The sequence below is a fragment of the Streptomyces candidus genome, from assembly GCF_014207445.1.
GTDB classification, from domain to species: Bacteria; Actinomycetota; Actinomycetes; order Streptomycetales; family Streptomycetaceae; genus Streptomyces; species Streptomyces candidus.
The window spans coordinates 120,083-145,137 of record NZ_JACHEM010000002.1 but is presented as its reverse complement, the minus strand read 5'-3'; the positions used below and the strand labels follow the sequence as shown (position 1 = coordinate 145,137).

20 protein-coding genes are annotated in these 25,055 nt (G+C 71.5%); 9 read left to right on the top strand and 11 right to left on the bottom strand.

What is annotated here, in order from left to right; translation table 11 throughout:
* Positions 1 to 69 precede the first annotated feature (69 nt).
* The gene (locus HNQ79_RS03645; protein WP_185026804.1) at positions 70 to 1,227 is read right to left on the bottom strand and encodes a ferrochelatase; all 1,158 of its coding nucleotides are present in this window, start codon (positions 1,225 to 1,227) and stop codon (positions 70 to 72) included.
* Positions 1,228 to 1,397: 170 nt separating this feature from the next.
* Here HNQ79_RS03645 and HNQ79_RS03640 point away from each other — a divergent pair, with 170 nt between their 5' ends.
* Positions 1,398 to 2,645, top strand: a complete 1,248-nt coding sequence (locus tag HNQ79_RS03640; RefSeq protein ID WP_185026802.1) for an MFS transporter — start codon at positions 1,398 to 1,400, stop codon at positions 2,643 to 2,645.
* Positions 2,608 to 3,924 (top strand): D-arabinono-1,4-lactone oxidase, encoded by a 1,317-nt coding sequence (locus tag HNQ79_RS03635; protein WP_185026800.1) that lies wholly within the window; start codon positions 2,608 to 2,610, stop codon positions 3,922 to 3,924. The genes HNQ79_RS03640 and HNQ79_RS03635 overlap by 38 nt, the downstream gene beginning before the upstream one ends.
* 54 nt (positions 3,925 to 3,978) lie before the next feature.
* On the opposite strand, the gene HNQ79_RS03630 is transcribed toward HNQ79_RS03635, so the two are convergent.
* Positions 3,979 to 4,887 carry a hypothetical protein gene (locus tag HNQ79_RS03630; RefSeq protein ID WP_185027597.1) on the bottom strand — a complete coding sequence of 303 codons (909 nt, stop codon included), beginning with the start codon at positions 4,885 to 4,887 and terminating at the stop codon, positions 3,979 to 3,981.
* Positions 4,888 to 5,416: 529 nt separating this feature from the next.
* On the opposite strand from HNQ79_RS03630, the gene sepH reads away from it, so the two are divergent.
* Positions 5,417 to 6,508 (top strand): septation protein SepH, encoded by a 1,092-nt coding sequence (gene sepH / locus HNQ79_RS03625; protein ID WP_185026798.1) that lies wholly within the window; start codon positions 5,417 to 5,419, stop codon positions 6,506 to 6,508.
* Between the two features lie 137 nt (positions 6,509 to 6,645).
* On the opposite strand, the gene HNQ79_RS03620 is transcribed toward sepH, so the two are convergent.
* Positions 6,646 to 7,476 (bottom strand): sulfurtransferase, encoded by an 831-nt coding sequence (locus tag HNQ79_RS03620; protein ID WP_185026796.1) that lies wholly within the window; start codon positions 7,474 to 7,476, stop codon positions 6,646 to 6,648.
* 303 nt (positions 7,477 to 7,779) lie between these two features.
* Between HNQ79_RS03620 and HNQ79_RS03615 the strand changes: the two genes are divergently transcribed.
* Positions 7,780 to 8,565 carry a VOC family protein gene (locus HNQ79_RS03615; protein ID WP_185027595.1) on the top strand — a complete coding sequence of 262 codons (786 nt, stop codon included), beginning with the start codon at positions 7,780 to 7,782 and terminating at the stop codon, positions 8,563 to 8,565.
* A gap of 81 nt (positions 8,566 to 8,646) precedes the next feature.
* Here the strand turns inward: HNQ79_RS03615 and HNQ79_RS03610 are convergent, their stop codons facing one another.
* From HNQ79_RS03610 to HNQ79_RS03590, 5 genes are all read right to left on the bottom strand, one after another.
* On the bottom strand, positions 8,647 to 9,507 hold the full coding sequence (locus tag HNQ79_RS03610) for an immunity 49 family protein (RefSeq protein ID WP_185026794.1): 861 nt from the start codon (positions 9,505 to 9,507) through the stop codon (positions 8,647 to 8,649).
* A gap of 3 nt (positions 9,508 to 9,510) precedes the next feature.
* The gene (locus HNQ79_RS03605; protein WP_185026792.1) at positions 9,511 to 12,255 is read right to left on the bottom strand and encodes a hypothetical protein; all 2,745 of its coding nucleotides are present in this window, start codon (positions 12,253 to 12,255) and stop codon (positions 9,511 to 9,513) included.
* Positions 12,252 to 12,644 carry a DUF6507 family protein gene (locus tag HNQ79_RS03600; RefSeq protein ID WP_221507319.1) on the bottom strand — a complete coding sequence of 131 codons (393 nt, stop codon included), beginning with the start codon at positions 12,642 to 12,644 and terminating at the stop codon, positions 12,252 to 12,254. The genes HNQ79_RS03605 and HNQ79_RS03600 overlap by 4 nt, the downstream gene beginning before the upstream one ends.
* A 212-nt stretch (positions 12,645 to 12,856) precedes the next feature.
* Positions 12,857 to 13,168, bottom strand: a complete 312-nt coding sequence (locus tag HNQ79_RS03595) for a pore-forming ESAT-6 family protein (RefSeq protein ID WP_185026788.1) — start codon at positions 13,166 to 13,168, stop codon at positions 12,857 to 12,859.
* Between the two features lie 21 nt (positions 13,169 to 13,189).
* The gene (locus HNQ79_RS03590) at positions 13,190 to 13,522 is read right to left on the bottom strand and encodes a hypothetical protein (protein WP_185026785.1); all 333 of its coding nucleotides are present in this window, start codon (positions 13,520 to 13,522) and stop codon (positions 13,190 to 13,192) included.
* Between the two features lie 347 nt (positions 13,523 to 13,869).
* On the opposite strand from HNQ79_RS03590, the gene HNQ79_RS03585 reads away from it, so the two are divergent.
* The 5 genes from HNQ79_RS03585 (at position 13,870) to HNQ79_RS03565 (ending at position 22,500) form a co-directional block, all read left to right on the top strand.
* Complete coding sequence (locus tag HNQ79_RS03585; RefSeq protein ID WP_185026783.1) at positions 13,870 to 14,127, top strand: hypothetical protein; 258 nt, start codon at positions 13,870 to 13,872, stop codon at positions 14,125 to 14,127.
* Between the two features lie 11 nt (positions 14,128 to 14,138).
* Entirely contained in the window at positions 14,139 to 15,479 is a 1,341-nt protein-coding gene (gene eccD / locus HNQ79_RS03580; protein WP_185027593.1) for a type VII secretion integral membrane protein EccD, read from the top strand.
* Positions 15,480 to 15,559: 80 nt separating this feature from the next.
* Positions 15,560 to 16,828, top strand: coding sequence for a MinD/ParA family ATP-binding protein (locus tag HNQ79_RS03575; protein ID WP_185026781.1), 1,269 nt, complete (start codon positions 15,560 to 15,562; stop codon positions 16,826 to 16,828).
* A gap of 116 nt (positions 16,829 to 16,944) precedes the next feature.
* Positions 16,945 to 20,919: a type VII secretion protein EccCb gene (gene eccCb, locus HNQ79_RS03570; protein WP_185026779.1), complete on the top strand. Its 3,975-nt coding sequence runs from the start codon at positions 16,945 to 16,947 to the stop codon at positions 20,917 to 20,919.
* Between the two features lie 165 nt (positions 20,920 to 21,084).
* Positions 21,085 to 22,500, top strand: coding sequence for a DUF6177 family protein (locus tag HNQ79_RS03565; RefSeq protein WP_185026777.1), 1,416 nt, complete (start codon positions 21,085 to 21,087; stop codon positions 22,498 to 22,500).
* A 33-nt stretch (positions 22,501 to 22,533) separates the two neighbouring features.
* Here HNQ79_RS03565 and HNQ79_RS03560 read toward each other — a convergent pair whose 3' ends face one another.
* From HNQ79_RS03560 to HNQ79_RS03550, 3 genes are read right to left on the bottom strand one after another with little or no spacing between them, the layout of a single operon-like run.
* Complete coding sequence (locus HNQ79_RS03560) at positions 22,534 to 23,184, bottom strand: thymidine kinase (RefSeq protein ID WP_185026774.1); 651 nt, start codon at positions 23,182 to 23,184, stop codon at positions 22,534 to 22,536.
* A 42-nt stretch (positions 23,185 to 23,226) separates the two neighbouring features.
* Entirely contained in the window at positions 23,227 to 24,417 is a 1,191-nt protein-coding gene (locus tag HNQ79_RS03555; RefSeq protein WP_185026772.1) for an alkaline phosphatase family protein, read from the bottom strand.
* Complete coding sequence (locus HNQ79_RS03550; RefSeq protein ID WP_185026771.1) at positions 24,417 to 25,013, bottom strand: DUF5998 family protein; 597 nt, start codon at positions 25,011 to 25,013, stop codon at positions 24,417 to 24,419. Before HNQ79_RS03550 ends, HNQ79_RS03555 begins: the two co-directional genes overlap by 1 nt.
* Positions 25,014 to 25,055 lie beyond the last annotated feature (42 nt).

Genomic DNA, 25,055 nt, shown 5'->3' with positions numbered 1-25,055 from the left:
GTTCTCCCAGGCGTACGGAGGTGTGCGGACGAAAGGGGCGTACGGGTCGTCCGTACCGGAGGGCAGCGGTCAGGCGTACGGGCTGTCGGCCCCCGCGGCGGGCTTCGGGGCCCGCGCCGGGCAGCAGCCGACCGGACACAGGTCGTGGCTGGGGCCGAGCGCACCGAGGGCGCAGGGCCGTACCGTGCGGCCGCGCTCGGACGCGGCGCGTTCCACGAGCAGTTCCCGCACGGCCGCGGCGAAGCGCGGGTCCGCGCCGACGGTCGCGGACCGGGCGACGGGCAGGCCCAGTTCGGCCGCCTTGGCGGAGGCCTCCGTGTCGAGGTCGTAGAGGACCTCCATGTGGTCGGAGACGAAGCCGATGGGGACCATGACGACGGCGGGGGCGCCCTCGCCGTGCAGGGCCTCCAGGTGGTCGCAGATGTCGGGTTCCAGCCACGGGATGTGCGGGGCGCCGGAGCGCGACTGGTATACGAGCTGCCAGGGACGGTCGGCGACGCCCGTCGCCTCCCGCACGGCGTCGGCGATCAGCCGGGCGACGTCCAGGTGCTGGGCGACGTACGCCCCTCCCTCCCCGTGCGCCTCGACCGGGCCGGAGGTGTCGGCGGCGGCGGTCGGGATGGAGTGCGTGGTGAAGGCGAGATGGGCGCCCGCACGCACCTCGTCCGGCAGCTCCGCCAGGGACTTCAGGACGCCGTCCACCATGGGGCCGACGAAACCGGGGTGGTTGAAGTAGTGCCGCAGCTTGTCCACGCGCGGCGGAGTGAGGCCCTCCTCCTTGAGGAGGGCGATTGACTCTGCGAGGTTCTCGCGGTACTGGCGGCAGCCGGAGTACGAGGCGTACGCGCTGGTCGCCAGGACGGCGATGCGGCGGTGGCCGTCGCGGGTGATCTCGCGCAGCGTGTCGGTCAGGTAGGGGGCCCAGTTGCGGTTGCCCCAGTAGACCGGCAGAGAGTCCAGCCCGTGTGCGGCGAAGTCCTTGCGGAGGGCGTCCAAGAGGTGACGGTTCTGCTCGTTGATCGGGCTGATGCCGTCGAAGAGGAAGTAGTGCTGCCCCACCTCCTTGAGGCGTTCCTCCGGGATGCCCCGGCCACGCGTCACGTTCTGAAGGAACGGGACCACGTCGTCGGGACCCTCCGGCCCGCCGAAGGAGAGCAGCAGCAGGGCGTCGTACGGAGCGGCGTCGGGCGCGGCGGTGTCGATGACCGCATCGAGCTGATCAGGCATGTACCGATCCTGCCACCCGCCTCCGACAACGCCGCGTCCGGCACGTACCGCGTCCGCGCGCGCCGGAAATCCTCGTGCCGCTCCACGGTTCCGGTACGTAACCTGTACGGACCATTTACCTGTGGTGTGACGCCGGTCCCCAGCGCGCGCCCGATCGGCGGAGCCCTTCCTTGCCCAGTCCCTACCGCACCCTTTTCACCGCACCCGGAACGAAGAGTTTCTCGGCGGCCGGCCTGCTCGGCCGGATGCCCCTGTCCATGATGGGCATCGGCATCGTCACCATGATTTCCCAGCTCACCGGCCGTTACGGGCTCGCGGGAGCACTCGCGGCGACCCTCGCGATGTCGGCCGCCGTCTTCGGTCCGCAGATCTCCCGGCTGGTCGACCGGCACGGGCAGAGCCGGGTGCTGCGCCCGGCGACGCTGATCGCCGTCGTCGCGGTCGCCGGACTCCTGGTCTGCGCCCAGCAGGGCGCGCCCGACTGGACGCTGTTCGTGTTCGCCGCGGGCGCGGGCACGGTGCCCAGCGTCGGGTCGATGGTCCGGGCGCGCTGGGCGGCGCTCCACCGGGGCTCGCCGCGCGAGCTGCACACGGCGTACTCCTGGGAGTCGATCGTTGACGAGATCTGTTTCATCTTCGGCCCCATCGTCTCGATCGGCCTGTCCACCGCCTGGTTCCCGGAGGCGGGCCCCCTGGTCGCGGGCGTCTTCCTGCTGGTCGGCGTCTTCTGGCTGACCGCTCAGCGCGCCACGGAGCCCGTTCCGCATCCGCGCGACCCGGGCGGTGGGGGCGGCTCGGCGCTGAAGTCCCGGGGCCTGCAGGTGCTGGTGGCCACCTTCGTCGCCACCGGCGCGGTCTTCGGATCCGTCGACGTGGTCACCGTGGCGTTCGCGGAGGAGCAGGGCCACAAGGCGATGGCGAGTCTGGTCCTGGCGGCGTACGCGCTCGGATCATGCCTGGCGGGGGCGGTGTTCGGGCTGCTGCACCTCACGGGCTCGGTCACGAAGCGGTGGCTGCTGGGGGTGTGTGCGATGGCCGTGAGTATGATCCCCCTCCAACTGGCCGGGAACCTGCCGTTCCTGGCCGTGGCGCTCTTTGTCGCGGGCCTGGCCGTCGCACCGACGATGGTGACCACGATGGCCCTCGTCGAACAGCACGTACCCCGCACCAGGCTCACCGAGGGCATGACCTGGACCAGCACCGGTCTCGCCGTCGGGATCTCGATCGGTTCCTCCGCCGCGGGCTGGGCGGTCGACGGGACGGGGGCCGAAGCGGCGTACGTGGTGCCCGTCGTGTCGGGGGCCGTCGCGGCCGCGACGGCGTTCCTGGGGTACCGCCGGCTGGGCAGGCCGGCACCGACTCGGGGAGGGCACGGCGCCGATGAGCGACACCACGAAGACGAGCAGCGCGTGGCATAACTGGGCGGGCACCGTCACCGCCCGCCCGGCGCGCGCGGTGACCCCCTCGTCCGTCGAGGAACTCGCGGAGACCGTACGGAGGGCCGCGGCCGACGGGCTGAGAGTCAAGCCGGTGGGCACGGGCCACTCCTTCACCGCCGTCGCCGCCACGGACGGCGTGCACGTCCGCCCCGACCTCCTCACCGGCATCCGGGACATCGACCGCGAGGCGGGCACCGTCACCGTGGAAGCGGGCACTCCGCTCAAGCGCCTGAATGTGGCGCTGGCTCGTGAGGGCCTGTCGCTCACCAACATGGGCGACATCATGGAGCAGACGGTCGCGGGCGCCACCAGCACCGGCACCCACGGCACCGGCCGCACCTCGGCCTCACTGGCCGCCCAGATCGTGGCACTTGAGCTGATCACCGCCGACGGCCGGATCCTGACCTGCTCCCCGAAGGAGAACCAGGACGTCTTCGCGGCCGCCCGGGTCGGCCTCGGCGCGCTCGGCGTCATCACCGCGCTCACCTTCGCCGTGGAACCGGTCTTCTTCCTGACCGCCCGCGAGGAGCCGATGGGCTTCGACCGGGTCACCGACGAGTTCGGCGCCCTCGTGGCCGAGAACGAGCACTTCGAGTTCTACTGGTTCCCGCACACCGGCAACTGCAACACCAAGCGGAACAACCGCAGCCTGGGCCCCGCCGCCCCGCCCGGGAGGGTCGCGGGCTGGATCGAGGACGAGTTCATGTCCAACGGCCTCTTCCAGCTTGTCTGTTCGCTGGGCCGGGCCGTCCCGCGCACCGTCCCCGCGATCGCGAAGGTCTCCAGCCGCGCCCTGTCCGCGCGCACCTACACCGACATCCCGTACAAGGTCTACACGAGCCCGCGCCGGGTGCGCTTCGTGGAGATGGAGTACGCGATCCCCCGCGAGGCCACCGTCGCGGCGCTGCGCGAGGTACGGGCGATGATCGAGCGGTCGCCGCTGAAGATCAGCTTTCCGGTGGAGGTGCGCACCGCGCCCGCCGACGACATCCCGCTGTCGACCGCGTCCGGCCGGGAGACGTCGTACCTCGCGGTCCACATGTACAAGGGCGCTCCGTACCGCGGCTACTTCTCCGCCGTCGAGCGGATCATGACCGCGCACGGCGGCCGGCCGCACTGGGGCAAGATGCACACCCGCGACGCCGAGTACCTGGCGGCCGCGTACCCCCGCTTCGCGGAGTTCACCGCGGTACGCGACCGCCTCGACCCGGACCGCCTGTTCGGCAACGACTACCTGCGGCGCGTGCTGGGGGACTGACGCGCACCGCGGACAGTTGCCGTTCGGCGGGGCGTTACGGGGTCCCGCGATCCGTCACGGGGCGCTGGTGGGGCCGGGGGCGGGCGGTGCGTCAGGGAGCGGTCGGTCGCCGTCCTGGCCACCCCTGCCGTCCGTGCTCCCGCCGTCCGTGCCGCCGCCGTCCGTGCCTGCGGAGTCGGAGCGGTCGCCGCCTTCCGGTGTCTGCGTCGCGGGCGGTGCGGGCGGCCGGGTGCCGCCGCCGTCCGTGGCGGATTCGTCGCTTCCGCCGGGGTCCGGGGTGGTGGTGGCGCCCGGGTCGGGAGTCTGCCCGCCGGTCGCCGTACCCGCATCGGGGCTCTGCTTGCCCGTGCCCGGGTCCGGGGTCCCTCCGGTGCCGGAGGTCCCGTGGCCGGGGCCCGTGGTGGCGGGGGGTTGCTCGGCGGGCGGGGCCTTCTTCCCGCTCCCGCCCCGGAGGGCGCCGCCGACCGAAGTGCCCTGCGCTCCGCCGAGCGTCTCGTGCGAGACCAGTTCGTACGTCGTGATCCCGCCCATCGCCACCGCGAACACCACCGCCGCCGCGATCACCGACCGCTTCCAGCCACGCTTGCGCGAGCCGTGCACGGTGGGGTCGGTGAACTCTCCGTCGCCGGGCAGCTGCCCCTCCCCCAGGCCTGTCGGCACCTCGACCGTGCGCAGCACGCGCGTGGCGTCGTCGCCGTGCGCCGGGCGGCCCTTCGGCTTCGCGTGCACCGTGACCTCGCGCAGCTGCTCGCCGGTGCGTTTGAAGACATGCTGGAAAATCGTTCCGCCACTGGTGGCGACCACGCTGACGACACCGGCGCCGATGACCGTTCCGTACACGCCGAGTTGGGATGCCAGTACGGCCGCGACCACGGCGGCCACCGCACTGCCGGCAACCTGCGCCACGCTCAGATCAATGCGGCGTTTCGTCGGTTCTGCGTCGGTATCCAGCTTCTTGTTCATCTCCAGCCCTTGTTTGCGCATCCGTTCCACCTTGCAACAACTAAGGACTTTCGGGCGAAGTGGTTAGTTCCGCTTCTGATCTTTCTGTGAATCAGGACACGCACCCGCGTCATGTCGCCCTCGGCAGGGCAGAAGGGGGCTCATGGGGTTGACCCCGCGGGAGCCGGCAACTGCCGTTCCCGGGGAGAACTTCCAGGGCGCGCCGGTCCACCCATGTGGCCCGAATGGAGTACTGTGGCGAGCCCTGGATCCGGTCTCCCCCATGGGTGTCCGGACCATCGGGGAGGGGGCCGAAGGGCACTCGCACCGGCGGCGCCATGGCATCGAACGGGTACCTGCTACACAGGGTGACCATTGGTTACTTTGCGTCGACAACAGGTCACCGTGCCATAACGGCGAACCAGGGCGCAACGCCCGACACGCCGGGCAACACGGCAAGGTAGTGGCAGGCTGCACCCGGGCAGGCCACACTCGACTAGCGGAAGCAGCGACGCACGTGACGTCGGCAGGCACCACCCGGGAGGTCCCCATGCCCGAACTGCGTGTCGTGGCCGTCAGCAACGACGGCACACGGCTGGTTTTGAAGGCTGCGGACAGCACGGAGTACACGCTTCCGATCGACGAGCGACTGCGTGCCGCCGTCCGCAACGACCGCGCCCGCCTCGGCCAGATCGAGATCGAGGTGGAGAGCCACCTCCGGCCTCGGGACATCCAGGCGCGGATACGAGCAGGAGCCTCGGCCGAAGAGGTCGCCCAGATGGCCGGAATCCCGGTCGACCGGGTGCGCCGCTTCGAGGGCCCCGTGCTCGCCGAGCGCGCGTTCATGGCCGAACGCGCCCGGAAGACTCCGGTCCGCCGCCCCGGCGAGAACGCCGGACCCCAGCTCGGCGAGGCCGTGCAGGAGCGGCTGCTGCTGCGCGGCGCCGACAAGGAGACCGTCCTGTGGGACTCCTGGCGTCGCGACGACGGCACCTGGGAGGTCCTCCTCGTCTACCGGGTCGCGGGCGAACCGCACTCGGCGAGCTGGACGTACGACCCGCCGCGCAGGCTGGTCGCGGCCGTGGACGACGAGGCACGCTCACTGATCGGTGAGAGCGACGACATCCCCGCCGCGCCCGAACCGAGCTTCCCCTTCGTTCCCCGGATCGCGCGCCTGCCGCGCGACCGGCCGCTGGACCGCGCCCTCGACCGTTCACTGGAACGGCCGCTGGACCGCGCCTTGGACCGGCAGCTGGAGCGTCCCGCACCGCCGGTCCGGGAGGCGGACGAGGCCGCGAGCGAACGGGACTCGCTGACCAGCCTGCTGGAGGCGGTGCCGAGTTTCCGTGGCGACCTGGTGGTGCCGGAGCGCCCCGCCCCGCCCGCGCCTCCCGAGCCGCCGTCCCCCATCGAGCTGGACGAACCGGAAGCCGTGCCGGAAGAAGCACCGGCCGCGTCCGCGGGGGCGGGAGCCGCGTACGCGGACGTGCTGATGCCACGCGCCGTCGCCGGTCACCGGGACCGGCTGGTGGGAACCACGGACCGGCAGGCGGAGGCGGACGGGGTCCGTCCGGGCCGTCGCGCCGCGGTGCCGAGCTGGGACGAGATCGTCTTCGGTACGCGCCGCAAGAAGCAGGAGTAGACGAAAACGGGGGCCACGCGGCCCCGGCGCCCCGGAAGCGCGAGCAGACGCTTCTACGGCCCGGGGGCGAGGCCCCCTACGCACGTCGACGAGGGCTCGTACACGAACTGTGCACGAGCCCTCGTCGACGTGCGCGGCTACTGCGGGTCCGGCCCCGTGGCCACCGGGCGGGACTCGTCCGAGGACCACTGCGACCACGACCCCGCGTACAGCGCCGCCGGGATGCCGGCGAGTTCCAGCGCCAGCACCTGGTGAGCTCCCGAGACCCCGGAGCCGCAGTACACCCCGACGGCCGGGGCGTCCGCGGCTCCCAGCGCGGTGAAGCGCTCCGTCAGCTCGGCGGCGGGGCGGAAACGGCCGTCGGCCGCTACGTTCTCACTGGTCGGCGCGGAGAGCGCGCCCGGGATGTGGCCACCGACGCGGTCGATGGGTTCGGCGTCACCCCGGTACCGTTCGGCGGCGCGCGCGTCGAGCAGGAGGCCCTTATGGGCAAGTGCGGCGGCGGCGTCCGCGTCCAGCAGTCCCGCGCCGCCCGGAGTCGGCCGGAAATCGCCCTCGGCGGGGGTGGGCACGTCCGTGGTCAGCTCGCCCTGCCAGGCCGCCAGCCCGCCGTCCAGCACCCGTACGTCCTGGTGCCCGGTCCAGCGCAGCAGCCACCAGGCGCGCGCCGCCGCCCAGCCGAGCCCGCCGTCGTACACGACGACGGGGCTGCCCAAGGACACTCCGGCCCGGCGCATCACCGCGCCGAAGACCTCCGGATCGGGCAGCGGGTGCCTGCCGCCGCCGGGGGTGGGCGGCGCGGCCAGTTCGGTGTCGAGGTCGACGAAGACGGCGCCCGGCAGGTGCCCGGCCTCATACTCGGGGCGCAGATTCGGCCCGCCGAGCTGCCAGCGGACGTCCAGGAGGACGGGCGGCCGCGGACCGGCCGACTCGCTCGCGAGATCGGCTGCGGAGATGATGGGGTTCATGACTGCCATCCTCGCGCAGCCGCCGCCCGGCCCGTCACGGAGCCGGGCGGTCGTCCGCGCGCAGACCGACCACTACTGACCGGAGTTGATCGGATACGCCTGTTTCCCCGCCGAAGCGGACTTTCCCGTACCGCAGGCAGGCCGTCCCGTAACGAGGTCGCAACGGGACGCGCGGCGCGGCCGGGGCGCACCTGGCACCGTACGGTGCAAGCATCTGGACGGGGCACGGATCCGTACCGCACAACGGTGTGCGCGCCCCGCGATCCCGCACGGCCACCACGAATGGTCCGAGGAGAAGAGATGATGACCGAGGCTGTCGCCCGGCACACACCCGGCACCCCTTGCTGGGTGAGTCTGATGGTGCATCAGCTGCCTGCCACCCAGGAGTTCTACGGGGCCCTGTTCGGCTGGGAGTTCCGACCGGGCCCCGAGCAACTCGGACCGTACGTCCGGGCCCTGCTCGACGGCAAAGACGTGGCCGGAATAGGGCAGTTGCCACCCGGACGGCATCTTCCCACCGCCTGGACCCCCTATCTGGCCACCGAGGACGCGGGGCTGACCGCGCAGCACGTCACCAGCAGCGGCGGCACCGTCGCGGTCGGCCCGCTGCGCGCGGGCGAGGCCGGGCGGCTCGTCATCGCAGCCGACCCGTCGGGCGCGGTGTTCGGACTCTGGGAGGCCGCGGCCCACCTGGGGACGACCGTGGTGGGAGTGCCCGGAACGCCCGCCTGGTACGAACTGGTGACCCGCGAGACGTCCAGCATCGTGAAGTTCTACCAGTCGGTTTTCGGATACGACGCGGAGCCGGTGATCTCCGCGGACTTCGACTTCACCACCCTGCTCATCGGCCGGCGGCCGGTGGCCTCGCTCCACGGGGTGGGCAACGCACTGCCGCTCGACCGGGGAGCACACTGGATGACGTACTTCGAGGTCGAGGACACCGACCAGGCGGCCCGCCTGGTCACCGATCTCGGCGGCCACGTCCTCAAGGCCCCGCGCGACGGCGTGAACGGACGCCAGGCCCTCGTGGCGGACCCGGAGGGCGCGGTGTTCACGATCGTACGGACGACGGGAGCGGCGGAGGATTGACGGCACGGGGCCCGGCGGGGACACGCCCCGCCGGAACCTGGGTGGGCGATGGGCGGCCGGCGGTAACCGTCACACTTTCCCTCAGGTGGGGAACTCGCCCAGCCAACTGCGTTCCAACAGGTGCTTGGGAAGATATTCGGAGTCCACCTCGACGCGCATGCCCACGTCGTATGCCAGGCACGCGATGGCGAGGAGGCCAAGTGGAACAGCACCATCAGTGCTCTCCCGGCGCTCCTCGCTCCCGGTCCAGTACTCCTTGTGCAACTGGAGTCCCTCGACAAGGGCAGCGTTGAATTGCTCCTGGTCGCGCTGAATGAACCGCAGGAACAAGTTCAGCGGCGGATACAACACCTTGAGCAACAACTCACGAGGCGCAACCCGAATTTCTTCCGGGCTCGTCCCACGGAACGCAGCAACAAGCCTTTCCCCCAGCTCGGGCCCCTCAGTGAAGTAACTCTGCAGCGCGCCCACCCAGGAGTAGATGTACTCGTCGTACACCGCTCCGGACTCACGCAGCAGGTCGACCGGGACGCGAGCCAACTCTGCGACGCGCCCCTGCTCGCGGCAGATCACGGCCAGCCAGAGTGCCGTGAGCCAGTTCCCGGCGTCGGTGAAGTGACTGGGCGCGACGGCCGGAATTCTGCGCACCTCGTGCGCGATCAGACATTCCACCTGACCCTCGGACGTCGTGGCTGCCTCGAACAGGGCGGAACCCACCTGCATGGCCGCCGTCCACGCTTCCCAGGTTACCGAACGGTCCGCAGCGGCATCGTTGAGACAGTGCGCCGCAGCGCGGCTCAGCATGCTACTGAGGGCCATTCCGAACATCTCAGGGGACCGCGACAACCGCGCGATCTCCTCGACTGCCATCTCGTCAACCAACCGCAGAAAGTCAGTCGCGTCTCCGTCCGATGATTCGTCCCGGGTTACACGGACAGCCATCTATTACTCCCTTTTCTTCTTGATATTGAACTCCTTCATTTGGTAACCAGCATACGAGCCGGCCTTGGTCGAGTCCGCCTTGACCAATACATAGCGCACCTTGGGCGGGTCGGCATCGAGCGCTTGACGCAGATCCGCCTGGAGTTTCAACTCGACAACGTCGCGTTTCTTGTTGGCACGCTTCTTCATCTCATCGAGAATGGTCTCGAAGTACTCCCTTGTTCCCTGCTCCACACGCTTTCCGCTGTGCCCTATACGATCACCGAGGGACGCTCCAGTGGACCCCTTGGCCTCGGCAACTACGAAATTGCCGTTCTGGTCGACATAAACCTGGTCGAATCGATTGTTCCCAAATGCCCCGTCATCGACACGAGTGTATCCAGGGAAGTGCTCGGGGATGGCGTGATGCTCCGTCACCATCTCGCCGAATACTTCACTCTGCTTCCTGCTGTTCCCGTGAATCGGAGAGTGATCCGCCTCGGCGGCATCGCGCGCGGCCGCCAGCTCCTCCGTCGGGTTCACGGCGTAGTCTGCCTCAGCCCTGTCCATCCTGGCTTCGGCCAGCCGGTCCTCAGCTATCGCCTGGTGACGGACGGCCGCCTGCTTGTTGAGCTCGTCGAGAGCGTCACCGCCGAGGTTGGCGGCGTACCCCTTGTGGGGTTCAGGAGCTACATAACTGGCACCAACTGCGGGCGGGAGGTCGCTCTTTGACATCCATTTGCTGCTGTCCAAAAGATCACGAACGAGGGTAGGCAGTCGCTGGCCGAAGACCTCGCGCGACGCAAAGCGCCGATAGCCGTTGGACCTGTAGTGCTCCTTGAACCACTCAGGATTGCTGTTCGCAAGGTCAACTTGACGACGCATGATCTCGCGTGCCGGATCGAGCGGTTGGCCGCCCTCCTGGCCAGGAGCAGGACGACCGCCGTCGGCGTGGGCACCTTCATCTGCGGTACGCCCCGGTAGATCGTCAGCAGGGCCAACCGAGTCGACGCCTCCTTCCCCGCCACGTACGAAGTCGTCACCCCCTCCGCCCGAGGCCGCACCAGCGCGGCCGGGCAGGTCATGACTACCGCCTCGGCCCCCGACGTCGATCGAGTCGTCCGGAAGGCTGCCACCGGCCCGGCCCCCTCCCACTGTGCCCACGCTGTTGCGCGGCGTGTTGTCGCCCACACCCGCCACGTCGCCGAGTTGGCCGGTGCCGCCGTGGGCGGCGCGCGGGGTGTCCGCGCCGACCGAGACCAGGACGCGTTTTGGTGCGGGGGTCTCGGCGCGGGACGGGGTGCTGGGGGCCTCGGCGCGGGACGGGGTGTTGGGGGTCTCAGCGCGCGTCGCCGGAGTATTGACCACGTCGCCCGGAGCGTCCTCGACGCGGGCGAGGACCTCGCCCTTGCCGTTGATGACGTCGCCCCCGGGCGTCAGGTAGGTGCCGGAGCCGTCCGGGTTCCTGAGGGAGCCGGCCGGGACCGCGTCGTCGGTGAGGGTGTAGGTGCCGTTGGGTTGTGCGACGGCCCCCTTGGGGGGTGCGGCGTCGGCGGGGAGCGTTACCGTGCCGTCCGCGTTGCGGAGGGTGCCCTCGGGAAGTTCGATGGTGCCGGGCGGCAGACCGACGTCGACCTGCTTCGCATTCTTCAGGCTCCCGAAGAGGTCGCCGATCTTGATCCCGGTGTAGGCACCGGCCTTGAAAACGTACGTCGTGGGGTCGATGACGCGGCCCGCCTTGCCGGCGACGGAGAGGGCCTTCGCGACCGCGCCCGCCTTGCCGGCGCCGCTGACCCCCGCACCGACACCGCCGGTGAAGACGGTGGTGACGACGTTGAACGTGACCAGGCCCGCAGCACGGCCGGGGTTCGAGCCCCACTGGTCCCAGGCGACCAGAGCCTTTCCGGTCTCCTTCAGGGCGGTCTGTGAGTCCTTCACCCAGCGGCGGCCCTCCTCGCCGCCGTGCAGGGACAGCGCCAGAGATGCGCCCGGTACCGCCATCACGGCGACCCCGGTGGCCAGTTTGGCCAGACCGGTCCAGGCTTCACCCGCGGCGTCCCAGCCGTTCACGCCGACCAGGGTGCCCAGGCCCGTGATGGTGCCCCAGACGCCGTCGACGACGACGCCCGTGCCGAAGTCGGCGACGTGTTCGTAGGCCTGGTACCAGCGGACGGACTCCACGACCGGGTCGCCCCAGGGCAGCCCCTTGGCCCCCTTGAGGTCGTCGGCCCGGTAGCCGTAGAGGTGGTCGCTCTTGGAACCGTCGTTGAGGGAGTACGTCTTGCCGTTGACCAGTTTGACGATCTTGGAGTGGCACTCGATCTCGGCGGTCCAGAACGCTTCGAGGGTGCGGGAGATCTCGTCGCGCCGCTCGTTGTTCTCCTCGACCTTGTCGCCGTCCTCGCGCCAGGTGTCGTCGGCCGCGGCCGCGTTGGCGAAGGTCTGGGCATCCGCCTTGAGCTCCGCCAGACGCTTGGCCAGCGGGCGTACCTCGGTGGCGTAGGTTTCGAGGGCGTCGGCGATGGTGCCCATGTCGGCGCCGATGTCGTGGGCCGTGGTGGAGACCGGTGTGGTCGTGGCGAACAGCCGGTCCGCTTCAGGGGCCTTGTAGTAGGCGGACAGCCCCTGGAAGGTCGTATGTGTGCTCTTGCCCTGCGTGGCGAGTTTCGCGCCGTCCTTGCGCAGCGCGGTGATGTGCCGTTCCAGGGTGGCGAGATTCCCGGTGAACTGTGGGACACCGGCCGCGGGGACGGGAGTGGTATCGCTCACTGGCGGGCCTGCTTCCTGGCCTTTTCCAGAGCGGCTTGTACGTCCGGGTCGTCGAACGCCTTGCCCTGCTCTGTCGCGGCCATCTGCAATTGCCCGTTGTCGTACGCCTCGGTGGCCTGCCGCGCGCCGACGATCGAGGCATGGGAGCGCAGCGCCAGGAAGAAGAAGTCCTTCTGACGTTTCTCCATGTACTCGTTGAGGGCCGAAGTGACCAGGCCCGGGGTGTTCTCCCCCGGGACGGCGCCTTCCTTGACGGTGCCGGCGGCCTCGCCGGCCCCTTCGACCGTCTTGCCGAGAGCCGCGCCGGTCGTGCCCATCGTCAAAGCGGTCCTACGGGTGTTTTCCAACACCCTCCGTACGTCCGAGGACGCGATGTCCCACGCCGTCATTGCCCCACAACCCCCTGTGGCAACGGCAACCCGCCGCCGCCCCGTCTGCCGATACGTTTCTGCGTGCCCTGGCGTTACGGAGTACGGCACACCCGGCACAGCGGAGCGCGGCAACCCGAAGCCCCGGCACCCCGAGGAGCCCCCCCACCGTGCAGCCGCAGCTGTCACCGTGGTGAGGGCGGGAACCGCGCCCGTGGCCGCCCCGTCGCTCCTCAGCCGATGTTGTCGACGGCCGCCTTCGCCCGGGACAGGGTCTGCTGGGCGGTGCCGTCGTTCTTCTCCAGCGTCGACTTCAGCAGCCGGATGATGGAGCGGACCTCGTTCGAGGCGCGGTTCCAGCGGAGTTCCTTGCCGTGGTACTCGTCCGAGACGCCGTCGGCCTGGAAGTCCGACATCGCCGCCTTGACCTGCCGGTCGCGGTCGCTGATGACCTGTTCGAGGCGGCCGATGACGGCCTGGATGTTGAGCTGCGCGTCCGAGGAGGCGGAGGTGTCGTAGCTGTTGCGGTCCGTGTTGGCGGCCATGTTGCGTTCTCTCCCCGTGGGTCAGCGGCCGCCGAAGCGGGCGGCGTCGAAGTTGGCGGCGGCCATGGTGGAGCTCGCGTTGTCCGCGGTCTCGCCCTGCCCCGAGGTGAAGGCGCTGTCCATACCGGACTGGCCGCCCAGGATCGAGGAGAGCGAGCTGTTCAGCGCCACTGTGATCTCGTCCGAGTTGGCTTTGAACCGGTCGAAGGCGACCTTGCCCGCGCCGTTGAACCTGCCTTCCAGCGGCTCCGCTGCGGCGATCAGCTGCTGGATCAGCGTGCCGAGATCCATACTCGCCGCCTGCGAGTTCTTCGTCAGCCCCGTGAGGACCGTGGATCCCATGTCGAACTTCATCGGAAAACTCCCCCGTGCACTCGTCGATCGTGCGGATCACTGCGGGGCCCTCGACGCCCCCTCACCTGTCACGCATGGCACACGCATCACTCATGTCACATGAGCGATGATCACGCTCGCATGCCGTCGCCACCCTATGCGATCCCTTGCAGAACGGAAGTTGGTGATGCGCGCCACGAGAGCGTACCCGGCCGGGAGCGGCACGTGAGCACCCCGGTGGCCCGAAATGTGCAGACCGTGCGGGGTGTTGCCTGAGCTCGCCGCACCCGCGTTGTACGGCGTGCTCACACATGATTTATGTTGCAGAGGCGAAGTGAAGGGATTCTGCAACGGGGCGGGGCGGCTGCATGGCCAGGGATTACGACAGTCAGCTGCTGGAGTCCGTTTCGGTACGCCGACGCCGGTTGCGGGACGCCCTGCTCTTCGGTGCGCAACGGGCCCGGCGCAATGCGGACGAGCGGCTCGGCAAGGTGTTCGCCGGGATCGCCATCGCGGCCGTGCTGTGCGCGGGCTGCATCGGCTGGTCCTTCATCCAGCACACCCTCGCCCAGCAGAAGGCCGAGCAGCAGAAGCAACAGCAGCGGCAGGAGCAGCAGTTCAGGTGACGAACACGGCAATGACCTCCCGCGCGCAGCTGAGCCGGGTGACCCTGGTGGGTGAGCGGCGGCGGGCGGACACCGTCCTGCCCTCGGACACCCCGGTCGGCCAGTTGCTGCCCGACATCCTGCAACTGCTCGACGACCGGGCGGCTTCCCGGCCGATGACCCGGCAGCTGGTCACCGCCGACGGCGGGGTGCTGCCCCCGGACAGCACCCTGGCCTCGGCGCGGATCGCGGACGGCGCCGTGCTGCGCCTCGTCCGTGCGCATGCCGCGCCCCCGGCGCCGATCGTGCACGACGTCACCGACGAGGTCGCCGACGATCTGGATCTGCGGGCCTGGCGCTGGCGGCCGGCGGCACGGCGGTTCACCGCGGGGGTGGCCACGGTCGTCTTCGCGGTGATCGCGGCGCTGCTCGCGAGGGGTGAGTTCGCTCCGGAGCCGGTGGCCCGGGTGCTGGTCGGCGCGGCGGCGCTGTTCGCCGTGGTGGGTGCCGTGGCCGGCAGGACGGGCAAGGGCGGCAAGGGGCTGGTGACGGCGCTGCTCGTCACGTCCGGCGTGCTCGGCGTGCTGGCGGCCTGGACGGCGGCGGACGCGTACGCCTGGGAAGGGACGGCCAGGCTCGCGCCGGCCGCTGTCGCGGTGGTGGTCGCGCTGCTGCTGCTCGGGATGTTCTCCCCGCTGGGGCGGGGCGGTCTCGTCGGGGCCGGGGCGGCCGCGGTCCTGACCGGTCTCTGGCAGGCCGTCGCGGCGGTGCAGGGGGACCCGGCGAAGCTCGGCGCGGTCATGGCCGTGGTGTCCGTGGTGCTGCTCGGGATGCTGCCGCGGCTGGCGCTGATGGCGTCGGGACTGACGGGTCTGGACGACCGGCGTTCGGCGGGCAGTTCGGTCAGCCGCCATCAGGTGGCCGGCGCGCTGGCCACCACCCATCGCGGCCTGGCGCTGGCGACCGTGGTGCTCGCGGGTTCGGCCGCCGGAGCCGGCTGGCTGCTCACCCTCGCCGCGAGGCCCACGTACTGGACGGTGCTGCTCGCGGTGTGCACCACTCTGGTCCTGCTCTCCAGGGCTCGGGCCTTCCCACTGGTCGCCGAGGTCGTGGTGCTGTTCGTCGCCGCCGGGGTGCTGGCCGTGCGGCTGGTGATGCTCTGGATGCGGCACACGCAGGGGGCGGGGCCGCTGCTGGTGCTGTGCGCGGGCGCGGTGCTGCCGCTGCTCGTGCTGACGGTGCAGCCGCCGGAGCATGTGCGGGTACGGCTGCGCAGGGGCGCCGACCTGGTGGAGTCGATCGGCGTGGTGGCACTCTTCCCGCTGGCCGTCGGCGTCTTCGGGATCTACGGGCAACTGCTGGACAGGTTTTGACGTCGTCCTCGTCCGAAGCGGGCACCGGGCGAGGTCACAACGATGGCAGGACACCAGCGGCGGCGGGGAGAAGGACGGACATGCCGAACGGCAACAACTGGCAGGGCGATGTGCTGCGCGACCTGAGAGGCGGGGGTACGGGAGAGACCTCTCCGCCCGGCCCGGAACAGGCACCGCGTGCGGGCGCGGGCACGACCCACCCGGGCACGGCCCCCACGGACACCGTCCCCGCAGACGCGTCCCCCGCCGTCGACGCGCTGCCGGCTTCAGCGACGTACGCCCGAAGCCCCTCGCACCGGAAAGGTGCCGCTCCGAGCCCCTTGCCCCAGGCCGCGCAAGGGCCCTCCCCCCAAGCGACCCCCGCCCAGAGCCCCCTGTCGCACGCCCAGAACCAGGCCACCCGTTTCGTCCCGCAGCCGCATCCGCCGACCCCCGAGTCCCACCCCGCCGTGGAGAAGGCGCTGGCCGCCGCCGGGCGCAGACCACGGCGGGGCGAGCCGGTGTTCGGGCGGGCGCTGCGGGCGGTACGGCGGACCCTGGCGTCCTCGGCGGCGGCCGAGGTGGCATCGGCCGCGCGAACTGCGGAGGCGTTGCAGCAGCCGGTGACCACCGGGCGGCAGATCGTGGTGACGTCGATCAGGGGCGGCGCGGGCAAGACCACTGTCGCGGCGCTGCTGGGGACGACGTACGCGCATTACCGGCAGGACCCGGTGCTGGTCCTGGAGGCCGATCCGGCGCTCGGCACACTGCCGGTGCGGCTGGGGGTGGAGTCGCTGCGCTGGACCGCCGGGGACCTGGCCCGGATCGTGCAGCCGCAGATGTCACTGCTGGACGTGACCGGGTACCTGGTGCAACTGCCGGACAACGCCTGGTTGCTGCCGGGCAGCCGGGGACAGGTCGGGGCGATGCTGGACACCCCGACGTACGAGAAGGTCATGGTCTCGCTGCGCCGCTACTTCGGGGTCACCGTGGTGGACTGCGAGACGCTGCCCGCCGAGGTCGCCCGTACCGCGCTCTCCGCCGCCCAGGCGCGGGTCGTGGTCGCGCCCGCCACCCTCGAAGGCGTCGCCAGCACCCACTCCGTCCTGCGGTGGATGGCGACGCTTCCCCCGCACGTGGTGGCGAACACGGTCGTCGTGCTCACCGAGCCCACGCCGTACGCCGGTGTCGACACCGGCCGGGTCACCGAGGAGCTGGAGCAGCTCGGCGTCCGGGTGCAACACCTGCCCCACGACCGGCACTTGGCGGGCGGCGGGGCCATCCGCACCGAGCTGCTCGCCCGCTCCACCCGCGAGGCCGCCGCCCGGATCGCCGCCGACGTCCTCCATCTTTCGCAGAGCCGCCGCTGAGCCGGGGCCGCCGCAGAACCGGGGCCGGCACGGAGCAGGCGCCGGCACTGAGCCGGGGCCACGCCGGGCCAGGACCGGACCGCCCTCCCCATGACGACGACCAGGACCGGACCACGATGACCACGCGACTGATCCACCGCCCCGCCAGGACCACCCGTCCGCCCGTCGCCACCCCCGCCCGCAGCATCGAGGCCCCGCCCAACCTGCCCGAGGGCAAGATGGGCAACATCGCCACCTCCCTGCTGCCGGTGGCGGGAGTGATGTCGTCCGTGGTGATGATGACGGTGCTGCGCAACAGCCAGTTCGCGGCGATCGGGGCCCTGATCCTGGTGGTGACCGTGATCGGTTCGGTCGCCCTGGTCTTCTCGCAGAAGGGCAAGGCGCAGCGCACCCGGCGCACTCAGCGCGAGGCCTATCTGGAGTACCTGGAGGATCTGCGCGAGGAGCTGGCGGGCGAGGAGCGCGAGCGGCGGGAGCGGGCCCGGGTGCTGCACCCGCCGCCGGACGCCCTCTACGACCTGGTGCGCGATCCTGCCCGGCTGTGGGAGCGGCGCCGCGTCGACAGCGACTTCCTCCAGGTCCGCCTGGGTACCGGGGAGATGCCGGTGCGGGACCTCGCCCTGGCCGAGCAGGGTTCCTCGGTGCTCACCCCGCCCGACCGCTTCATGCTGAACGAGGCCTCGGCGCTGATGGGCCGCTTCTCCTCCGGCAGCGAACTCCCGCTGACCGCCCCGCTCGACCGGGCCGGCAACATCAGCGTGATCGGCCCGCGCGAGGACTGCCTGCGCGTGGTGCGCGCCCTGCTGGTGCAGACCGCCGTCAGTCATGCGCCCGACGACGTGGCGCTGGCCCTGTCCGTCCCCGGGGAGCGGATGGCGGACTGGGAGTGGACGAAGTGGCTGCCGCACGTGCTCGACGCGGAGAGTTACGACGGTCCGGTCGCCGCACGCCGGATCGCGTCCTCCCCGCAGCGACTGTCCCGGCTGATCGGCCATGCGTTGCGCCGCCGTGCGTCCTACGCCGCCGAGGTGCGCCGCGGTCTGTCCGGCAAGGACGCGCTGGCCATGACTTCGCGGCTGCTGGTGGTGTGCGACGGGTACGGCGGTGACGCGGTGGAACTGCCGCGTCCGGACGAAGCGGTGGGCCTGCGCGAGATGGGGGTGAGCGTGCTGCATCTGCTGGCCGAGCGGGTGCAGGAACCGGGCCAGGTGTCGGTACGGATCACCGTGGACGGCGACGGGGTGACCGTCGAGGACCTGCGCGGGCCCGAGCCGGTCCTCGCGCACGGCACCGTCGACGAGATGAGCCTGCCCGCCGCCGAGGGGCTGGCCCGGATGCTCGCACCGCTGCGCCTGTCCGCGGAGTCCCTGGCGGACGCCCCGCTGTCGGGTCCGGTGGACTTCGCCGGGCTGCTGGGCGTCGACGACGTGGCCGACCTGGACCTGGACCGGCTGTGGGCTCCGCGCGGTGAACGCGCCTTCCTGCGGGTGCCGATCGGTGTCAGCGACTCCCACGAGCCGGTGCTGCTCGACCTGAAGGAGTCCTCCGAGCTGGGCATGGGCCCGCACGGTCTGTGCGTCGGCGCCACCGGCTCCGGCAAGTCGGAACTGCTGCGCACCCTGGTCCTGGCCCTGGCCGCCACGCATCCGCCCGAGGACCTGGCGCTGGTCCTGATCGACTACAAGGGCGGTGCCACCTTCGCCCCGTTCGCCGAACTGCCGCACGTGGCCGGGGTGATCACCAACCTGGAAAACCAGGTCGGTCTCGTCGAGCGGGTGCACGCCTCCCTCGCCGGTGAGGTCAAACGCCGTCAGCAGGTCCTCAAGGACGCGGGGCACGTCGCCGACATCGGTGACTACGCGGCGCTGCGCGCGGGTGAGCGCCCGGACCTGGAACCGTTGCCGCACCTGTTCGTGGTGATCGACGAGTTCGGTGAACTCCTCACCGCCAAGCCGGACTTCATCGACCTCTTCCTCTCCATCGGGCGGATCGGCCGCTCCATCGGCGTCCATCTGCTGCTCTCCAGCCAGCGCATCGAGGGCGGCAAGCTCAAAGGGCTCGACACCTACCTCTCCTACCGGCTCGGGCTGCGCACCTTCTCCGCCGAGGAGTCGCGCACCGTGCTGGACACCACCGACGCCTTCCATCTGCCGCCGCTGCCCGGCTTCGGCTACCTCAAGGTCGACACCTCGGCGTACGAACGCTTCAAGGCCGGTTACGTGTCGGGGGCCTACCGGGGTCCGGTGCTGCGGGAGAGCGAGGAGACCGGGCCGCTCGCGCTGGGGTACGAGGCCTACAACACGCTCGGCGAACCCGACACCGGCTCCGCCGCCGAGGAGCCCGCGGTACGCCGCCGGGAGAGCGGGCCCACCGAACTGGCCGTCATGGTGGCCCAGTTGACGGGGGCGGCCGATCCGGTACGGCGCATCTGGCTGCCTCCGCTGCCCGAGGCGATCACCCTGGACCGGGTCGCCGGCCCCCTGGAGGTCGGCGCCCGCGGCACCCAGCTCGCCCGACGGCGCGGTCCGCTCCGGGTCCCGATGGGCCTGCTCGACGACCCGGCCAAGCAGTGGCAGGGCCCGTGGTACGTGGACCTCACCGTCGCGGGCGGCCATGCCGCGCTCATCGGCGGCCCCCAGTCCGGCAAGACGACCTGGCTGCGCACCCTCGCCCTGTCCCTGGCGCTGACCCACACCCCGCAAGAGGTCGGCATCTACGGCCTGGACCTGGTCGGCGGCGGGCTGACCGCGCTGAGCGGGCTGCCGCACGTCGGCGGCATCGCGGGCCGCGCCGACCGCGAGCGGGCCGCCCGTACGGTCGAGGAGGTCCGCACCATGCTCGCCGAGCGCGAGGAACTCTTCCGGGAGCACGGCATCGACTCCGTGGAGCAGCTGCGCGACCTGCGCGCGGCCGGCCGCCACCCGGAGCTGCCCTGCACCGACGTGGTGCTGCTGATCGACGGCTTCGGCGCGCTGCGCGACGACTTCGAGGTGCTCGACGACGCGGTCACCGACCTCCTCAAGCGCGGCAGCGGCTACGGCATCCACGTGGCGGCCGGGATGCTTCGCTGGAACGACGTACGGATCGCCACCCAGTCCGCCTTCGGCACGCGTGTGGAGCTGCGGCTCAACGACCCGTCCGAGTCCAGCATCGACCGCAAGCTCGCGGAGACCCTCTCCCCAGAGGAGCCGGGCCGCATCCTCACCGACACCAAGCTCTTCGCCCAGACGGCTCTGCCCCGCGCGGACGCCACCGCCGACACCGCGGGCCTGGGCGGCGTCCTGGAGCGCACCACCCACACCCTGCGGGCCACCTGGGCGGGTGAGGTCGCCCGGCCGGTACGGGTGTTGCCGCAGCTGCTGGAGCCGCATCTGCTGCCGGGGCCTGTCGCCGAGCCGAAGCGGGTGCCGTTCGCCCTGGACCAGGGCGCCCTCTCCCCCGTCCACCTCGACCTGTTCGGCCGCGACCAGCACCTGCTGATCATGGGGGACAGCGAGTGCGGCAAGACCAATCTGCTGCGCGTCGTCGCCGACGGGCTGATCGAGCGGTATGGCGAGGACGACCTGGTGTTCGCCGTGATGGACCCGCGGCGCTCGTTGCGCGGGGCGATCCCCGAGGAGTACCGGGGCGGTTACGCGTACAACACCAAGCTCTGCGCCGCCCTGTCCACCGGCATCGCCACCGAACTCGCCAAGCGGATGCCCGACGAGACCGCCGGCAGCGAGGAGACGGAGCCGGGCAACTGGGGTTCGGGTCCGCGCATCGTCGTCCTCGTCGACGACTACGACATCCTCACCACGGCCGGTCAGCAGCCGCTCGCCGCCTTCCTGCCCTACCTCCCCTCCGCGGCCGACATCGGCCTGCACTTCGTCCTCACCCGCCGGGTCGCGGGTGCCTCCCGGGGCCTGTACGAACCGGTGGTGCAGACCCTGCGCGAGAGCGGCGCCGCCGCCCTGGTGATGTCGGGCGACCGCAGCGAGGGGCAGCTCTTCTCCGGCGTCTACGCGTCCCCCCAGCCCGCGGGGCGCGGGGTGCTGGTGCGGCGCGGGGAGTCCCCGCGGCTGATCCAGACGGTACGGGCGGGTGGCTGAGCTGCCGTACGGAGCGCCGGGCCGCGTAGGGCGGCCGTACACACCACGGAGCACGGGGCCACGTACCGACGACCCGGCCCCAGCACGAAGGACCGGGCCGCGCCCGGCCCGCAGCAACCGCCCGGCACACAAGCCCGCACCCGCACGACAAGGACCCCCTCGCACATGACCACGGACGTCGTCGCCCTCACCCCGAAGATGCCCGACCCCTGGAGCGTGCTCGCGGGGCTGCTCTCCGGCGGCCCGGACCGGCACGTGCGGCCCGCCGGGGACGGCGCGGTCCTCCGGCTCTGCGACGAGCAGGGCCGGCCCCTGCTGGCCGTCGAGGCCCCCCTGCTCATCCAGGTCGAGGGCGAGGCCGAACGTCTGCTGGGCGCCGAGGCGCCCCCCGTGCCGTTCTGGTGGACGGAAGCGCGCGCCACCACGGGTGTCGCGGAGGCGGAGGACCTCGCCGGTACCTTCGCCTCCCGCATCGCCGCCTTCAACGGCGGCAGCGTCTGGCCTCCGGGGGCAGCCCGCTCCCTCGACGTGGTCGCTCCCGCCGCGGCCGGGACCACCGGCCCCGCGCTGGCTCCGGCCGACGCCCAGCCCGCCGTCGACGTACTGACCGATCAGGTGGCCGTCGTCATCCAGGACCGCCCGGTCATCGCCATGACCGCCTGGCTCTCCGGCGCCGTGACCGCCGCCGCCGCCGGGGACCTCGGGCTGCAGATCGTCACCCCGCCGGGCACCGCTCTCTCCCCCGCGGTCCGGCCTTCCCTGAGCCGTGCGCCGTCGCGCTGGGTGGTCCAGGACGACGAGTGCGGTTACTACGACGGCCTGACCGGCGCGGTGCTCCACTGGCACCAGGGCATGTTCCGGCCGGTACCCGGCGAGGACGAGCACGCGACGCCGGTGGCGGACGCCTTCCAACAGGTCTCCGACACCGCCGAACGCCAGCTCACGCTTTCCTTCCGGACGATCCACCCCGCCGACGAACGCCTCGTCCTCGGCGGCCCTTTGGAAGCGGTCTTCCGCGAGCTCACCGGCCGGTCCCCGGCGGGCTGGGGCACCGCCGAACCCGCCAACACCCCTTGGTCCTCGCGGCAGTTGACGGACCTCGCACGCGAGCGGGCACCCGAGCCGACCTGGTTCGCGGTGACCGGCGTCCCGGACCGGCCCGCCCTGGCCACCCTGCGCGTCCACCGCACCACCGCGGGCGTCGAACAGGATGTGACCGTCACCTTCGGCTACGGCGCCGGAGAACACCTCCCGCTGGAGGCCCTGCCCGCCGCTGCCGAGGCCCTGGCCACCCGCCACCACCTGGTCACCATGCTTGCCCAGCTCCGCAAGGCCGCCCGTGACCTGGCCGTACGCCCCCGCTTCGAACCGCCGGGCGCACCGGTCGGTTTCGCGCTGGGCGCCGACGAGGTCCGCGCGATGCCCGGCGACCGGGCCCGCCGTACCCACCGGGTCGCCGCCCCCGTCCCGCTGGGCCCGGCGACCCGGCACGGCCTGTACTACCCGTTCCGGGGCGACCCCGGCGACCTGTCGGGCTGGCAGGACTTCGCCCGGCTGATGGAGCACCTCAAGGGCGAGTGACGCCCGGAGCGCGGTGCCAGGCCGGGAAGCGGCTCAGCTGGCGCTGACCGGCAGCACGTCCGGCGACAGCACTCCGGTCTGCGCCGACGCACTCGTCATCCGCCTGCGGTGGTGCCGGCGGCACAGCACCTCGTAACCGACCTCCACCGCGGGCCGGGCGACGTCCCCGACCACGACCTGCTCGCCCTCGACGACCATCTCGCCGCCGACCGTACGGGCGTTGTGCGTGGCCCGCGCGCCGCACCAGCACATCGCCTCGACCTGAAGGGTCTCCAGCCGGTCGGCGAGTTCGATCAGCCGCTGCGAGCCGGGAAACAGCCGGGTGCGGAAGTCGGTGGTGATACCGAAGGCGAAGACGTCCAGGTCGAGGTCGTCCACCACCCGGGCGAGCTGGTCGATCTGCTCCGGGGCCAGGAACTGGGCCTCGTCCACGATCACGTAGTCGACCCGGCTGCCGCGCGACAGCTGGTCGACCACGTACCCGTACAGCTCCATGCCGGGTGCTGCCTCGACCGCTTCCGTCACCAGGCCCAGCCGCGAGGAGAGCTTGCCCTGGCCCGCCCGGTCGTCCCGGGTGAAGATCAGCCCCTGGAGCCCGCGCGCGGAACGGTTGTGGACGATCTGGAGTGCCAGGGTCGACTTCCCGCAGTCCATCGTTCCGGAGAAGAAGACCAGCTCGGACATGAGGAGTTGAGCCTTTCGGGCATGGAAGGGCGGGAAGGGGTGCTACGAGCGTACTTCGAGGAGCGGAACATGCTGCTCGACCGGCGTCATCGAGCCGTGCATGCCGACCATCGAGGACTCGCCCGGCTCGTTGCGGGAGGCGGTGATCACCACGTCCGCGTGGGCGGCCGCGACGACGTCGCCGATCCGGCCGTAAACGCGCTCGTCGATGTGCGGGCCGAACCAGCCGAGCGCGACCGCCTCGTCGCGGCTCGCCACCCAGAACTGTTCGCCGAGCACCTCGCGCCATACCGCCAGGACGTCCGCGGAGGCTCCCGGGACCGCGTACACGTGGCGGGCGCGGCCCTCGCCGCCGAGCAGGGCGACGCCCGCACTCAGCTCCCAGTCCTCGTCGAAGTCGATGCGCGACTCCTCGCCGAAGGGGATGTCGATCATGCCGTGGTCGGCGGTGATGTACAGGGCGCTGCGCGGCGGGAGCTGTTCCGCGAGGCGCTGGGCGAGGCGGTCGACGTACATCAGCTGGCCGCGCCAGGCGTCGGAGTCGACGCCGAAGCCGTGCCCCTTGCCGTCGACCTCGCTGTAGTACGTGTAGACGAGCGAGCGGTCGCCCGCCGCGAGGTGCTGGGCGGCGAGGTCCATCCGGTCCTCGCCGGTGAGGCGGCCCTGGAAGGTGCCGCCGCTCAGCGCGATCTTGGTCAGCGGGGTGTGCTGGAAGTCGGGGGACGACACCTGCGCGGTGTGCACTCCGGCCGCGTCCGCGAGCTGGAACACCGTGGGGTACGGCTGCCAGACGTGCGGGTCGGCCCAGGGGCGCCAGCGCAGCTGGTTCATCAGAGCGCCGGTGTCGGGGTTGCGGACGGTGTACCCGGTAAGACCGTGCACGCCGGGGGTCAGGCCGGTACCGACGGAGGCGAGCGAGGTCGCGGTGGTGGAGGGGAAACCCGCGGTGAGCGGGCGTCCGGTGCCGCCGCGGGAGGTGCCGAGGAGGGAGTGCAGGTACGGGGCTTCGTCCGGGTGCGCCTTGATCTGCTCCCAGCCGAGACCATCGATCAGGAACACGCAGTTCCGGTCGGCGGGCGTCAACTCGCCGAGCGAGGACGGCATGCCGGGCACTTCCATGCCCGCCGCCAGGGTGGGCAGCAGGTCCGCGAGGGAGCCGGAGCCGTACTCCGGGACCGGTGCCGTGTCGAGTGCGAGGGGAACGGGGTCCTGCCAGGCGGCGGGCAGCGCCATCAGCGGGCGGAGGAGCCGGTGGCGGCGGTCGCCTCGGACAGCGCCTGGGCGAACACCAGGGTCTGCTTGACCGTGTCCGGGCCGTCGCCGGCCTCGCTCACGCGGAGGCTGAGGTCGTCGGCCGTCGAGTTGCCGGTGTAGCCGTGGTCGGCGTCGCAGTTCGGGTCGCCGCAGGCGGCGGGCTCCAGGTCGAGCCGGGCGACGGCGCCCCAGCCGATGGTGAGGACGACCTCGCGGGGCAGCGTGCCGGGCACGTACTTCTCCGGGTTGGCGACGACGCGGCTGACCACGACGGACGAGATGCGGCCGATCTTCACCGACTCGGTGGAGGTCGTCGCGTACGGCGTCGGGGAGCTGGTGTCGGCGTTCTGCTCGTCGGTGTGGCTGACGATGAAGCGCGTGCCGGTGAGAACCAGGACGGTGACGTGACGGCGGACCTCGTTCGAGTCGAAAGTCGTCTCCTGGTGCACGAGGTACGAGGAGACGGGCTCCGCGCCGACAGCGGCCTCCACCGCTTCGGCCACAAGAGCCGGGTAGTAGCCGCTGCGCTCGATCGCTGCGCGCAGCCCCTGGGTCGTCGTACCGGTCTTCGCCATGCGTTCTATCCTACGGGGCCTTGAGGGGCGGATGACCCTGGA